The sequence below is a fragment of the Falsiphaeobacter marinintestinus genome, from assembly GCF_007923355.1.
Taxonomy (GTDB): Bacteria; Pseudomonadota; Alphaproteobacteria; order Rhodobacterales; family Rhodobacteraceae; genus Phaeobacter_A; species Phaeobacter_A marinintestinus.
This window is the reverse complement of sequence record NZ_VOGO01000003.1, coordinates 263,066-276,785: the sequence shown is the minus strand read 5'-3', so window position 1 is coordinate 276,785 and position 13,720 is coordinate 263,066. Positions and strand designations below refer to the sequence as shown.

The following is a 13,720-nucleotide window of genomic DNA, read 5'->3' as shown; positions in this document are numbered from 1 at the left end:
GGGGATAGAAGGCAGAACCTGTCCATGAACTCGTTTCCGCCAATCCTTTGCATCGGCAGCGTCTTGTGGGACGTGATCGGGCGATCCGCCAGCCATATGCGGCAAGGGTCGGACGTACCGGGCCGCATCACCCGCCTGCCCGGCGGTGTCGCCATGAACATCGCCATGACGCTGGCCCGCTTTGGCATGACGCCAACTTTGCTGACCGCCATCGGGCGTGACGCCGAGGGCGACGAACTGGTGCTGGCCTGTCAGCGTCTGGGGATGAACACAGATCATATCTATCGGTCCGAAGACTTGCCGACTGACCGCTATATGGCCGTTGAAGGCGCGAATGGCCTGATCGCGGCCATCGCAGATGCGCATTCGCTTGAAGCGGCGGATGCCAAGATCCTTACCCCTTTGGAACATGGCCCGCTTGGCACGGCAGCGGCCCCTTATGACGGGTTGATCGCGCTGGATGGAAACCTGAAACTGCCATTGCTGAACGATATTGCCCTAAGCCCGGCATTTGCGCGGGCCGATCTGCGCGTTGCTCCGGCCTCGCCCGGGAAAGCCGAACGGCTAAGCCCGTTTCTGACCCACGCCCGTGCCACGCTGTATGTGAACCTCGAAGAGGCCGGATTGCTGTGTCAGTGCGAGTTTTCGACAGCGAGCGATGCGGCAAAAGGGTTGCTGGATCGCGGAGCGCTGCGCGCGTTGGTCACGGATGGCGGCAACCCGGCTGCCGAAGGATCCGCAGACGGAATTATCAATCTGCCCCCGCCCGAAGTCTTGGTGACCCGCGTCACCGGGGCGGGCGACACATTCATGGCCGCCCATATCGCTGCCGAAGCCGCAGGCGATGACCGCGAAGCCGCCTTAAATCGCGCGCTGAAAGCCGCTGCCACCTATGTTTCAGGAGAAACACCGCTGTGATCGACCTGCAGTATTCAGACGAGGCCGCTCGCGCCAAAGAAACTGGCCTGCCTATCGTGGCGCTGGAAAGCACCATTATCACGCACGGGATGCCGCATCCGCAGAATGTCGAGGTCGCCCGGCTTGTCGAAGACGACATTCGCAAAGCCGGTGCAGTTCCGGCCACCATTGCCGTGCTGGACGGGCGGCTGCATATCGGTCTGAACCCGGATCAGCTTGACCGCCTCGGCCAAGCCAAGGGCGTGGCCAAGCTGTCGCGCGCCGATCTTGCGGCGTGTCTGGCGACCGGCGGGACCGGTGCCACCACCGTTGCCGCGACCATGATCGCCGCGCACCATGCCGGGATCGAGGTTTTTGCCACCGGCGGGATCGGCGGCGTACATAAGGGTGCCGAACACAGCTTTGATATATCCGCAGATTTGCATGAGCTGGCCCAGACACCGGTGACCGTTGTCGCCGCCGGCGCCAAGGCAATTCTGGATGTGCCCAAAACGCTGGAAGTGCTTGAAACACTTGGCGTTCCGGTGATTTCGGTGGGGCAGGACAGCTTTCCGGCGTTCTGGTCGGCTACGTCACCCTTTGCGGCGCCCCTGCGGATGGACAGCGCCGATCAGATTGCCCGCGCCCATCGTATGCGTGTCGCTTTGGGTTTGCCGGGCGGGCAACTAATCGCCAACCCCGTCCCGCAAGCCGATGAAATCGCGGCAGAAACACTTGCCCCGGTGATCGCAGCGGCGCAGGCCAAAGCGGACGTACAGGGGATCAGCGGCAAGGCGGTCACGCCGTTCCTGTTGCAGGAGATATTTGAGGCCACCGAGGGGCGCTCGCTTACGGCAAATATCGCATTGGTTCGAAACAATGCGCGGTTGGCGGCCGGAATTGCTCAGTCCTTGAGCAGCTTGTGTGCCTGATGTCGCAACAGCGACCAGACCCCATTGTAGACCTGCCGGTTACCGCCTAAGTTCCAGACGGCTCACACGGGAAAAAAATGAACACCCCATTTGATGAAAAACCGCCTCGCGGTCCCGGTCTGTTTTCCAGATTGCGCTCGTCCTTTTTCACGGGGATCGTGGTTATTGCGCCTGTCAGCCTGACCATTTGGTTGCTATGGGCCACGGTGGGCTGGATCGATGGTGTAGTGTTGCCGCTGGTGCCGGACCGGTTCAACCCTGAAGAATACACTGGTATCAACCTGCGCGGTGTCGGCGTAGTGTTTTTCCTTGTTTTCACCGTCATTGTCGGGTGGATCGCCAAGGGAATAATTGGCCGTTCGCTGATCAGTTTTGCCGAAGGTCTTGTGAACCGGATGCCGGTGGTGCGGTCGATCTATTCCGGGATCAAACAGATCTCGGAAACCGTGTTCGCGCAATCCGAACGGTCTTTTGAGAAAGCCTGTCTGGTCCAATACCCGCGCCGCGGGATCTGGGCGATCGGGTTTATTTCGACCGTGGCCAAAGGCGAAGTCTCGGACCGGGCGGAAACTGGTGGTCGGTTGTTTGGCGTTTTCATTCCAACGACCCCTAACCCGACGTCTGGTTTTCTGCTGTTCTTTCCCGAAGAAGATGTGATCGAGTTGGATATGAGCATCGAAGAGGCCGCCAAACTGGTGATTTCAGCCGGGCTTGTTTATCCGAACGGAAAAGACCCGACGACACCGCCGACCTGAGGCGTCTTTTGTCGTCACCCATGTCTATCTCGTGACCGTTTGGCCCGGAATTTGCAGCCATGTGTGCCCGATAGTGACCTGCATTGATCAGATCACCTTGACACATGAATGAGAAAACTATCTTGAACCCGACAAGCCTGCACGCACCCTCCTCCCAGAGGTCACGCAAGGCCAGCCGCGCCCCGGTCCCCTCGGTTCGGGGCGCGGCGTGTCAGCCAAACATCGCAGCCAGATCCACGGAAGACCGGGTGCCCAGATCTGCTTTGTGATCTGCCAGAAACGTATCTGCAGCCGCGCGCCCGGCTTTTTTCAGGCGGGCCAGAACCATCGGTGCAGGCACCATCTTGGTCGCTATGGACAGGTCGTTCATCAAAGGATCGTCGGCAATCATGTGCACAAGAACGCGGCTCATCCGGCCCGGGCGCAAGGTGCCGTCGTCCAGCAGGCGCTGAACAAATGCCACGGCGCGCAGCTCGCGCAACAGGGACGAATTGAAGCTGATTTCGTTCACCCGATTCTGGATTTGCTGAGGCGTGACAGGCACTTCCTCGCGTTCCAGAGGGTTTATGTTCACGATCACAACGTCTTTGGGAAGATCCGCGTTGAACAGGGGAAACAGCGCCGGATTGCCGGTATAGCCGCCATCCCAATACGCCTCGGAGACGCCAGTGTCAGGATCTTCGATCTCGACGGCTTGAAACACGCTGGGCAAACAGGCCGAGGCCAGAATCGCGTCGGTCGAAATCTCGTCCCCCTTGAAAATCCGGATCTTGCCGGATTTCACTTTGGTGGCACAAACGAATAACTGTGGCCCCTGATCGGCACAGATGGTGTCGAAATCGAACTCATCCACGATGTCCTTCAACGGGTTCTTGTAGAACGGACCATAGGCATAGGGCGACACCAGTTGCGACCACAGTCCGGCAACGGAATACGGTAGTGAATACTCAATCGTCTGTGCCATTTTTTCGGCTTCGACAAACCCCATCCAATAGTTCATGCGCATGTCACCCACTGCGCCCATGCGACCCCACAACCAATCCAGGTTTTCGCGCGCGCCGTCACGCCCACCCTTGACGATTCCGGCCTTGAAGGCGGCTCCGTTCAGCGCCCCTGCCGAGGTGCCGGTGATCCCGGCAACCTCGATATCGTCTTCGTCCAGAAGACGGTCCAGAACGCCCCAGGTAAAGGCCCCATGCGCCCCGCCACCTTGCAGGGCGAGGTTGATTTGCTTTGGCTTAGCCATTTCCGTTATGGGTGTCCCACAGGGCAATCAGATCGCTGACCTTGATGCCATCAATCGTCATGTCGGTGATATTGGCCTGCGTTACCGCAAGACCCCGCAGATTGGCATTCATGATCGTGGCGCCGGACAGGTTGACGTTGTGAAAGGTCGCCCCGCTGAGGTTCGCATTGTCAAACGTAATGCCGGTCGCATTGACGTCGTCGCACCGAACACCCGTGAGATGGGTATCGCGAAATGTCGCGTCCTTCAGGCTGACGCGGCTGAACGCAGACCCGCACAGGAACATGTTGTCGATGACCAGCTTGTCACGACCGGCTTCGGGTTCATCACTCATAGCGCGGTCCAGCCGCCATCGACGGAAATTGTTGTTCCGGTGATCTGGGTTGCAGCGTCTGAGCACAGAAACACGACGGTGCCGCCCAGTTGTTCGACCGTTGCGAACTCTTTCGATGGCTGGCGTTCTAGCATGACGTTCTTGATCACGTCTTCGCGGCTCATGTCGTATTCTTTCATCGTATCGGGGATCTGCGCTTCGACCAGCGGAGTCAGCACATAGCCCGGGCAGATCGCGTTGGCAGTGATCGGCTCCTGCGCGGTCTCCAGGGCGACAACCTTTGTCATGCCGACAACCCCGTGCTTGGCCGACACATAGGCCGATTTAAAGGGCGACGCGGTCAGACCGTGGGCCGACGCGATATTGACCACCCTGCCCCAGCCAGCGGCCCGCATCTTGGGCAGTGCGGCGGCGGTGGTGTGAAAGGCCGAGTTCATGTTGATCGCGATGATTGCGTCCCATTTGTCGACCGGAAACTCACTGATCGGTGCCACGTGCTGGATGCCCGCGTTGTTCACAAGGATGTCACACGCCCCGGCCTGTTCGATCAGATCCCGGCACTCTGCCCCTTTGGACATGTCTGCCTTGATATAGCGCACCTCGACCCCGGTTTCGGCGGCCATGGTTTTTGCCAGTTCATGATCTTCGTCGCGGTCGGTGAACGAATTCAGCACCACATTTGCACCGGCCTTTGCCAGTTCCCATGCGACGCCCAGCCCGATCCCTGAATTTGACCCCGTGACAACGGCGGTTTTACCCTGCAATGACATGCTGTGCTCTCCTAGCGTTTCGATGTTGTCCGCACCCTGCCAATCTGTTCTGACATGTCAAACGACAAAGGTCGCGAAACTCCGCCGAAAGGTGTGACATGTTCTTCACATCACCACCCGCTTTGCCTGAACATTGGGCAAAAAAAAACGCCAGCACGAAGCTGGCGTTAAGTTATTGAGGCAGGTTTCATACAGGCAAGAAACCTATCGAGCAGTGGGTCCTTTATAAGCAATTCCCTCGCGGCATCCAAGCTAAAAGTTTGAATCTATGAGAATCCCGCAGTAACAATGCATCCAACAAAATAAGGCCAGAGCAGGATTGTTGCCAAAGTGCGCCCAGTTTATTTCCCCCTAAGACGGGCTCTGATCGCCGGAGTCACGGCGTTTTTGTCCACAGGTTTTGCGTCTGCAGAATCGGTACATGGCATAGCTATGTATGGTGAGCCCGCGCTCCCACCGGATTTTGTGTCTCTGCCCTATGCCAACCCCGATGCGCCCAAGGGCGGCAAAATCGTGTTTGGAAATACCGGTGGCTTCGATTCACTCAATCCATTCGTGTCAAAAGGCACCGTTCCCTGGCAATGGAGGTTCTGGGGATATGAGTCCCTGATGGGCCGCTCCCGGGATGAAGCTTTCACGCTTTACGGCCTTTTGGCCGAATCGGTCGACATCCCGCCCGACCGGTCCTGGGCCGAATTCACCTTGCGCGATGATGCCCGATTCTGGGATGGCAGCCCGGTTACGGTCGAAGATGTGATCTGGTCGTACGAAACATTGGGCACCGAAGGGCATCTGCGGTATCGCGGATTGTGGAACCAGATCAAAGCCATCACGCAGACGGGCGAGCGCAGCGTGCGCATTGATTTTGACAGCGACAACCGCGAACTTGCCCTGATTGCCGCTTTGCGCCCGATCCTGAAAAAGGCCCAGTGGGAGGGTCGCAGTTTTGCAGAATCCAGCCTGCCTGACGTGCCTATGGGCACCGGTCCCTATATGGTGGACTCATTCGATCCCGGGCGCAGCGTCTCGCTGAAGCGCAATCCCGACTATTGGGGGGCCGATCTGCCCTTGCGACGCGGGACCAACAATTTCGATGAAATCCGGTTGGAATTCTACGGTGACCAGACTGTGATGTTCGAAGCGTTCAAAGCCGGAGAGTTAAGCGCGCTCCGCGAATTCAACGCCGAGAAATGGGCAACGCAGTACGATTTTCCAGCCGCCAGACGCGGCGATATCGTCCAGACCGAAATCCCGCATGCACGCCCCAGCGGCATGACCGGCTTCGTGATGAACACCCGCCGCGCGCCGTTTGATGACTGGCGCGTCCGCGAGGCGCTGATCCTGGCGTTCAATTTCGAATACATCAACGACACGGTGACGGGCGGCGCGCAGTCACGGATCAGTTCGTATTTCTCGAACTCGCATCTTGCGATGCTGCCGGGGCCCGCCACGGACAAAGTCGAGGCGCTGCTTGCCCCCTTTGCCGACACCGTGCTTCCGGGCACGCTTGAGGGATATGTCCTGCCCGTTGGCGACGGCACGGCGCGCAATCGCAAAAATCTGCGCCTTGCCATGGCCCTGCTGAACGACGCGGGATGGACAGTGCAGGATGGCCTACTGCGCAATGCGGATGGCGACCCGTTCACGTTCAACGTGTTGATGCGGCAAGGTGCAGGCGACATGCTGAGCGTCGTCGAAATCTATGCCCGCGCGCTTGAGCGGCTGGGGATCGAAATCCAGGCCGAAAAGGTCGACAACGCCCAATTCACTGCGCGTGAGGCCGAGTATGATTTCGACATGACAACGTTCCGCAGGGATCTGTCACTGTCGCCTGGCAACGAACAGCGCCTGTATTGGGGGCGCGACGGCATCACCACGCCGGGGTCGCGCAACCTGATGGGCATGGATTCTCCTGCCGCCGAGGCGATGATCGATGCGATGCTGTCTTCGGAAAGCCAAGAGGATTTCCTTGCCGCCGTCCGCGCGCTGGACCGCATCCTTACGGCCGGCCGATACGTGATCCCGATCTGGCGGTTCGATGTCGGCCGGATCGCCCACGCGCGTCAGCTGAAATTTCCCGACCGGTTGCCGATTTCGGGAGACGGAATTGAGTTCATGCCCGAGGTCTGGTGGTACGAAGAAGATTAACCCTTCCCGGTCTGCGACACCTTGTCACCTAAGTGGTTAACACTTTTGTAACTAGCCTGCCCGTGGGGAGGAGCGTTCGCCAACTTTTGTCACAGACAACAAGGAATGCTCATGGGGATTATAGACTGGACTGACCTGACTCAGAATTGGGCGTCAGCTTTTTCGCGTATCAAAACACGGTTTCCAAATCTGGATGATGGCTCAATGCCGTTTCTGAAACAGGACCGGGACCGTTTTGAGGCGCATCTGGCGGAAACGCATCAACTCTCACTCGAAGAAGCCCGCGAAGAATTTCGCGACTTTCTGTACATCGAAACACTCACACGCGAAGCGCAGCAGGAAACCGCAACGGCGGACTGAACTCAACCAACCCTGCCCGCGCCAAGCTTAGCCCAGCGATGTGACCCACAGGATCGTCGCATCTTCGTCGCTAAGCGACACCACGTTGTGACCCATCGTGGCATCGTAATACGCGCTGTCGCCGCGCCGCATTTCGACCGGTTCATAGAACTCGGTATAGAGCCGGATAACCCCTGTCAGAACGTACAGGAATTCTTCTCCATCATGGCGCACCCAGCCGTCAAATTCTTCCATCGACCGCGCCCGAACCCGCGCCCGATAGGGCAGCATCAGTTTCTTGGTCAGTGCTTCGGCCAGCAGTTCGTGTTCATAGGTCGCCGTGGCATGGGCAGCCCCTTGGCCATTCAGCGTCACGGCCATGCGCCCGTTCACCTGATCGCGTTGCGGAGGTGTGAACAACTGCGGCACTGAAATCTGCAAGCCTTCGGCCAGCTTCTTCAGCGCGTCATAAGTGGGCGACATCTGCCCGTTTTCGATCTTGCTCAGCGTAGATCGGGCCAGCCCGGCCTGATTGGCCGCCTGCTCCAGCGTCCAGTCGCGCGCCTTGCGCAGTTCGCGCACCCGCACGCCAAGGTCCAGCGGCTCAACTTCGACGTCTTGCCCGCCATCGCGGGCTATCCGGATTATCGATTTGGGATCGCGCGTTGTCATTGAGGTTCTATATGTCTGATGCCGTTATCTTGCAACGTGTGCAAAGGCAGGATAGCCACGGCATCATGTTGTCTATCTTTGATCATGGCGCCCCGCCGCCCTGCCCTGCGCCGTTCAATCTGGCGGCGTTTGTCTTGGGCCGCGCGCAGCAAAACGCGGACAAGATTGCCCTGTCGGTTTTGCGCCCTGCCGGCTCGGATGACTGGAGCTTTGCCGAGCTCGAACAGGCCGTGCGCGGTACCGGGACCGGTCTGTTACAGGCCGGGTTGAAGCCCGGCCAGATCATTCTGATGCGGCTGGGGAATACGGTCGAATTCCCGATTGCCTATCTGGGCGCGATTGCTGCCGGTCTGGTGCCGGTGCCGACATCGTCCCAACTGACCGCGCCTGAAACGCAAAAGATGATCGACGATCTGGCCCCGTCGGCGATCCTGCGCGATCCGGCTGTGGCCTGCGCCGATCACCCAAACCAGATCGGACTTGAAGCGCTGGACGCGATGCGCAGCCTGCCGCCCTGTGAGTGGGCCATGGGCGATCCGGATCGGATGGCTTACGTGGTTTACACATCGGGCACCTCGGGCAAACCGCGTGCTGTGGCCCATGCCCATCGGGCGATCTGGGCGCGTCAGATGATGGTGGATGGCTGGTACGGGCTGACCGCGAAAGACCGGTTGTGCCATGCTGGCGCCTTCAACTGGACCTATACGCTGGGCACCGGTTTGATGGACCCATGGACCATCGGTGCGACCGCCCTGATCCCGGAACCCGGCACCGACATCGGATCGCTCCCGCATCTTCTGCGCCACCACAAGGCAACGATTTTTGCAGCCGCACCAGGGGTTTACCGCAAGATTCTGCAAGAAAACACCACCTTGCACCTGCCCGACCTGCGCCATGGCCTGTGTGCAGGAGAAAAGCTGTCGCGCCATCTGCATGAACTCTGGACAGACGCCAGCGGGACCGAGCTGCACGAAGCGTATGGCATGTCCGAATGTTCGACTTTCATCTCGTCCAGCCCGATTCATCCGGCCCGCAGTGATGCACTGGGCCAACCACAAAACGGACGTCGCATTGCGATTGTGGATGACGATGGCCAACCCGTGCCGCAAGGCGCTGAAGGCACCATCGCCGTGCACCGCGACGACCCCGGCCTGATGCTGGGCTATCTGAACGCGCCGGAAGAATTCGCCACGCGGATGCGCGGTGACTGGTTTCTGACCGGCGATCAGGGGGCAATGACCATCGATGGCCAGATCACCTATCTGGGCCGCGACGACGACATGATGAACGCCGGTGGCTATCGCGTGTCCCCGGTCGAAGTCGAAGCCGCGCTGATTGCCCATCCCGGCATAACGGCGGTCGGCGTCACGGATGTCGAAATCAAGGAAGACACCCGTATCATCGCCGCGTTTTACACGGGTCCTGCACCACTCGACACAGCAGACCTGACACAATTTGCCAGTGAACGGCTTGCCCGCTATAAGCAGCCGCGCGCTTACATTCATCTCGAAGAAATGCCAGCGGGCGCAAACGGCAAACTGATACGCCGCGCCCTGCCTGCCTACTTCACTATCGGAGCCTGACCCCATGGCGCCCCAGCCTGTCAAACTTGATATTCTGTCCGACCCGATCTGCCCCTGGTGCTTTATCGGTAAAACCAATCTGGACCGCGCGCTTGCGGCGGTCCCGGATCATCCGTTCGTCATCGAATGGCATCCCTTCCAGCTGAACCCGGACATGCCCGAAGGCGGCATGGATCGGCGCGCCTATCTTGAAGGCAAGTTTGGCGGCAAAGACGGCGCTGTGCGGGCCTATGCGCCCGTCGTGCAGCATGCCGAGGCCACCGGGCTGAACATCGATTTCGAAGCCATGAAACGAACCCCCAACACGTTGGATGCACACCGTTTGATCCATTGGTCCGGTATCGAAGGTCTGCAGGGCAAAGCTGTGGATGAGCTGTTCAAGGCCTATTTCGAAGATGGCCGTGACATTGGCGACCCCGAAGTGCTGGGCGACATTGCCGACACAATCGGCATGGATGCAGCCGTTGTGATGAAGCTGTTGTCCTCGGACACAGACAAACAGAACATCCGCGATCGCGACGCGGCCAGCCGCGAAGCTGGCGTGAACTCGGTCCCGACCTTCATCGTTGCCGGAAAACATGCGGTTCCTGGTGCACAGTCGACCGAGCTGTGGCAAAAGGTGATCGGTGAAATACAAGAGCAAATCGCCTCGTGATCAAGCTGAAGCCCAGCACCATCATCGTAAGTCTGCTTGCCGTTGTGGCAGGTAGCACGGTGTTTTTCCACATTGTGGAAGGCTGGTCGTGGATCGATAGCTATTTCTTCACGATGGTCACGATTTCGACCGTCGGCTATGGGCAGCTTGTCCCCGCCACAATTGTTGGCAAGCTGGCAACCACGGCATTGATCTTTGTCGGGCTGGGCGTTTTTGCCGTCGCGATCCAGCAGTTTGCCTTTTACCATATGCGCAAACGCGAAGAGCATACCGAATGGCTGGTTGCCCGGCTTGGGCATCAGCAAGAGCCCAAAGAACAGCAAGCGGCGAATCGCGACGATCCGCCAGACAGCTGACCCCTGAATTTTCACACACCCCAGTGTGCGTAGCGGCCGTTGGCCCGCGTGATCTGCCGTGGTAGCGGCCTCAGGTCATCCCCACGCAGAGGCATCATGTCAGATCGTATGTCCAAAGCCGAATTCATCGCCCTGATTGCGATGATGTTCGCCACAATCGCATTCTCTCTGGATGCGATGTTACCTGCCTTGCCGGAAATCGCTCAGGAACTCAGCCCCGGTGACGTCAACCGTGCGCAGTTGATCCTGACGTCTTTCGTATTGGGCATGGGCGCCGGAACCTTGGTGGTTGGGCCGATCTCGGATGCATTTGGCCGCAAGAACGTCATCGTTTTTGGATCGGTCATCTACATCGCAGGGGCCGCGCTGGCCTGGGTCAGCCAGTCTCTGGAAGTCGTGCTGATGGCCCGCGTGTTGCAGGGTCTGGGGGCTGCGGCACCGCGTGTTGTTGCGCTGGCCATTATCCGTGATCTGTACCAGGGACGTGACATGGCCCGGATCATGTCGATCGCCATGATGATATTCACCATCTTTCCGGCCTTCGCGCCCCTGTTGGGGGCCGGGATCATTGCGATGGTTGGATGGCGTGGCATCTTTCTGGCCTTCATCCTGTTCTCGCTGATCGTCCTGGTTTGGATGGGTCTGCGCCTGCCGGAAACCTTGCCGCGTGAAAGTCGTCGCCCCATTCGCCCGGCCCTGCTGGCCGCCGCTGCCGCCGAGATCGCCCGTCACCCCACCGTCCGGTTGTCGATTATGGTCCAGACCTTGGCCATGGGCATTCTCTTCACGATGCTGACCATGGTTCAGCCGGTTTATGACGTGATTTTTGACAAGGCCGAATCGTTCCCCTTTATCTTCGGCGCTGTCGCTCTGGTCTCGGGCACATCCAGTTTGCTGAACGCGAAACTCGTCATCCGGCTAGGCATGCGTCGCATCGTGTCGTGGTCGCTGGCGTCACAAATCGTACTCTCGGCCCTGATGCTGGCACTCGAAGCGCTTCCATTGTCTGAACCTGTGCATTTCGCCTGTTTCGTGGTCTGGCAAACCAGCGTGTTTTTCATCGCGGGCACCACCATGGGCAATCTGAACGCCATGGCGATGGAACCCATGGGTCACATCGCCGGTACGGCCGCATCCGTTATCGGTGCCGTTGCTACCGTTGGCGCCATCCTGATCGCCGCGCCCGTCGGGTTGTTGTTCAATGGCTCGTTGCTGCCTTTGGGCTTTGGCATTCTGATCATGTCCTGCATCGGATACGGCCTGATGCGGCACATGGCCCGGGTGGAAGATCGCCTGCCGGTATGATCTTGGTCGCCTGAAACGCCAACCTCCGGTAGACTGTGTGAAACGAGGGGGCTGTATCATGGACACCTATTACGATCTTGGACGCTATAGCTGCCCGGTCAGCACGTCGGATGAACAGGCGCAGCTTTGGTTCGACCGCGGGCTGATCTGGACATATGGCTATAACCATGAAGAGGCTGTCGTCTGTTTTCGTCGCGCGCTGGAGCATGACCCCGACTGCGCAATGGCGTGGTGGGGCGTCGCCTATGCGGCTGGCCCGAACTACAACATGCCGTGGAACCTGTTTGACGATGCCGGACGGGCGAAAGCGCTGGAAACCGCGCATCAGGCCGCACGGGAAGCACTTGCGCGCGTTGAAACCTGCACCCCGGCCGAACAGGCCCTGATCCGGGCGGTTCAGGCGCGCTATCCTCAGACCGAAATCGTCGACGACATGCACCCGTGGAACCATGATTTTGCAGATGCCATGCGGGCGGCGTTTGCCGAGGTCCCCGATCATCTTGACCTGCGCACTATCTATGCCGAGTCGTTGCTGAACCTGACCCCATGGAAAATGTGGGATCTGAAATCAGGCCACCCCGCCGAAGGCGCGGCCACCCTGGAAGCGCAGGATGTGCTTGAACTGGCGATGGACACCCAGCCCGGGGCGATGTCGCATCCGGGCCTGCTGCATCTCTATGTGCATCTGATGGAAATGTCGCCGTTTCCCGAAAAGGCGCTGAAGGCGGGCGACGTGTTGCGCACCCTTGTTCCCGATGCCGGGCATCTGGTGCACATGCCAACCCATATTGACGTGCTGTGTGGCCACTATCACAACACCGTCTACTGGAACCAGAAAGCGGTCGAGGCGGACCTGAAGTATTTCGAACGCGAAGGCGCTTACAATATTTACACCGGCTATCGGCAGCATGACTATCACTTCGTGATCTATGGTGCTCTTTTCCTTGGACAAATGCAGCCCGCGCTGGATGCAAATCAGGGTATGTTCGATACCGTCCCGGAAGCGATGTTGCGTATTCCGTCGCCTCCGATGGCGGACTATTTCGAAAGCTACATGGCCATGGGGCCGCATATCCTGATCCGGTTTGGTAAATGGCAAGAGGCGATGGATCTGGATCTGCCCCAAGATCAGGATCTGTACCGCACGCTGACGGCCACAACCCATTATGCCCGTGCTATTGGATGCGCCGCCACCGGTGACGTGGCCCGCGCCGAAGCCGAAGAAGCCCTGTTCCTTGCCGCGAAATCCCGCGTGCCGGACACCCGGTTGATGCACAACAATCGCGTTGTCGACCTGCTTGAAATCGCACGGGAAATGCTGCGCGGTGAGATCGAGTATCGCAAAGGCAACCATGACGTGGCCTTTGCCCATCTGCGCCAGTCCGTCGAACTGGATGACAATCTGCCCTATGACGAACCATGGGGCTGGATGCAGCCCACCCGTCATGCGCTTGGCGCACTGTTGCTGGAACAGGGCCACGTGGACGAGGCCGAAGCGGTTTACCGCGAGGATCTGGGATTGGGCGGATCCCTGTCGCGCGCGACGATTCACCCAGATAATGTGTGGAGCCTCAAAGGCTTGCACGATTGTCTTGACGCGCGCGGCGAAACAGACGAAATCGTTCTGATCCGTCAACGGTTGGATCTGGCTCAGGCCCGGGCCGACCGCGTTGCGGCCTCATGTGCCTGTGCCCAGGCGGCGATGACAGCCGCCGAATAACCAATTGA

Annotated in this window: 14 protein-coding genes; 10 read left to right on the top strand and 4 right to left on the bottom strand. The window is 59.1% G+C overall.

Annotated features, from left to right (window positions below):
- The first annotated feature begins 24 nt into the window (after positions 1 to 24).
- From FOY56_RS08550 to FOY56_RS08540, 3 genes are all read left to right on the top strand, one after another.
- Positions 25 to 918 carry a PfkB family carbohydrate kinase gene (locus tag FOY56_RS08550; RefSeq protein WP_146345420.1) on the top strand — a complete coding sequence of 298 codons (894 nt, stop codon included), beginning with the start codon at positions 25 to 27 and terminating at the stop codon, positions 916 to 918.
- Positions 915 to 1,829, top strand: coding sequence for a pseudouridine-5'-phosphate glycosidase (locus tag FOY56_RS08545; protein ID WP_146345419.1), 915 nt, complete (start codon positions 915 to 917; stop codon positions 1,827 to 1,829). Before FOY56_RS08550 ends, FOY56_RS08545 begins: the two co-directional genes overlap by 4 nt.
- A 77-nt stretch (positions 1,830 to 1,906) precedes the next feature.
- A complete protein-coding gene (locus tag FOY56_RS08540; RefSeq protein ID WP_146345418.1) occupies positions 1,907 to 2,584 on the top strand; it encodes a DUF502 domain-containing protein in 678 nt (225 codons plus the stop codon).
- A 211-nt stretch (positions 2,585 to 2,795) separates the two neighbouring features.
- Here the strand turns inward: FOY56_RS08540 and FOY56_RS08535 are convergent, their stop codons facing one another.
- From FOY56_RS08535 to FOY56_RS08525, 3 genes are read right to left on the bottom strand one after another with little or no spacing between them, the layout of a single operon-like run.
- Positions 2,796 to 3,830, bottom strand: coding sequence for a patatin-like phospholipase family protein (locus FOY56_RS08535; protein WP_146345417.1), 1,035 nt, complete (start codon positions 3,828 to 3,830; stop codon positions 2,796 to 2,798).
- Complete coding sequence (locus FOY56_RS08530; protein WP_146345416.1) at positions 3,823 to 4,164, bottom strand: pentapeptide repeat-containing protein; 342 nt, start codon at positions 4,162 to 4,164, stop codon at positions 3,823 to 3,825. The genes FOY56_RS08535 and FOY56_RS08530 overlap by 8 nt, the downstream gene beginning before the upstream one ends.
- Positions 4,161 to 4,934 carry a 3-hydroxybutyrate dehydrogenase gene (locus tag FOY56_RS08525; RefSeq protein ID WP_146345415.1) on the bottom strand — a complete coding sequence of 258 codons (774 nt, stop codon included), beginning with the start codon at positions 4,932 to 4,934 and terminating at the stop codon, positions 4,161 to 4,163. Before FOY56_RS08525 ends, FOY56_RS08530 begins: the two co-directional genes overlap by 4 nt.
- Positions 4,935 to 5,264: 330 nt before the next feature.
- Here FOY56_RS08525 and FOY56_RS08520 point away from each other — a divergent pair, with 330 nt between their 5' ends.
- The gene (locus tag FOY56_RS08520; RefSeq protein ID WP_146345414.1) at positions 5,265 to 7,082 is read left to right on the top strand and encodes an ABC transporter substrate-binding protein; all 1,818 of its coding nucleotides are present in this window, start codon (positions 5,265 to 5,267) and stop codon (positions 7,080 to 7,082) included.
- Between the two features lie 111 nt (positions 7,083 to 7,193).
- Positions 7,194 to 7,442, top strand: coding sequence for a hypothetical protein (locus FOY56_RS08515; RefSeq protein WP_146345413.1), 249 nt, complete (start codon positions 7,194 to 7,196; stop codon positions 7,440 to 7,442).
- Between the two features lie 27 nt (positions 7,443 to 7,469).
- Here FOY56_RS08515 and FOY56_RS08510 read toward each other — a convergent pair whose 3' ends face one another.
- Positions 7,470 to 8,093, bottom strand: a complete 624-nt coding sequence (locus tag FOY56_RS08510; RefSeq protein WP_146345412.1) for a helix-turn-helix domain-containing protein — start codon at positions 8,091 to 8,093, stop codon at positions 7,470 to 7,472.
- 65 nt (positions 8,094 to 8,158) lie between these two features.
- Here FOY56_RS08510 and FOY56_RS08505 point away from each other — a divergent pair, with 65 nt between their 5' ends.
- The 5 genes from FOY56_RS08505 (at position 8,159) to FOY56_RS08485 (ending at position 13,712) form a co-directional block, all read left to right on the top strand.
- Positions 8,159 to 9,676, top strand: coding sequence for a class I adenylate-forming enzyme family protein (locus tag FOY56_RS08505; protein WP_146345671.1), 1,518 nt, complete (start codon positions 8,159 to 8,161; stop codon positions 9,674 to 9,676).
- A gap of 4 nt (positions 9,677 to 9,680) precedes the next feature.
- Positions 9,681 to 10,331: a DsbA family oxidoreductase gene (locus tag FOY56_RS08500; RefSeq protein WP_146345411.1), complete on the top strand. Its 651-nt coding sequence runs from the start codon at positions 9,681 to 9,683 to the stop codon at positions 10,329 to 10,331.
- Complete coding sequence (locus FOY56_RS08495) at positions 10,328 to 10,687, top strand: potassium channel family protein (RefSeq protein WP_146345410.1); 360 nt, start codon at positions 10,328 to 10,330, stop codon at positions 10,685 to 10,687. The genes FOY56_RS08500 and FOY56_RS08495 overlap by 4 nt, the downstream gene beginning before the upstream one ends.
- A gap of 96 nt (positions 10,688 to 10,783) precedes the next feature.
- A complete protein-coding gene (locus FOY56_RS08490) occupies positions 10,784 to 11,992 on the top strand; it encodes a multidrug effflux MFS transporter (RefSeq protein WP_146345409.1) in 1,209 nt (402 codons plus the stop codon).
- 58 nt (positions 11,993 to 12,050) lie between these two features.
- Positions 12,051 to 13,712 (top strand): hypothetical protein, encoded by a 1,662-nt coding sequence (locus FOY56_RS08485; RefSeq protein ID WP_146345408.1) that lies wholly within the window; start codon positions 12,051 to 12,053, stop codon positions 13,710 to 13,712.
- Positions 13,713 to 13,720: the final 8 nt, after the last annotated feature.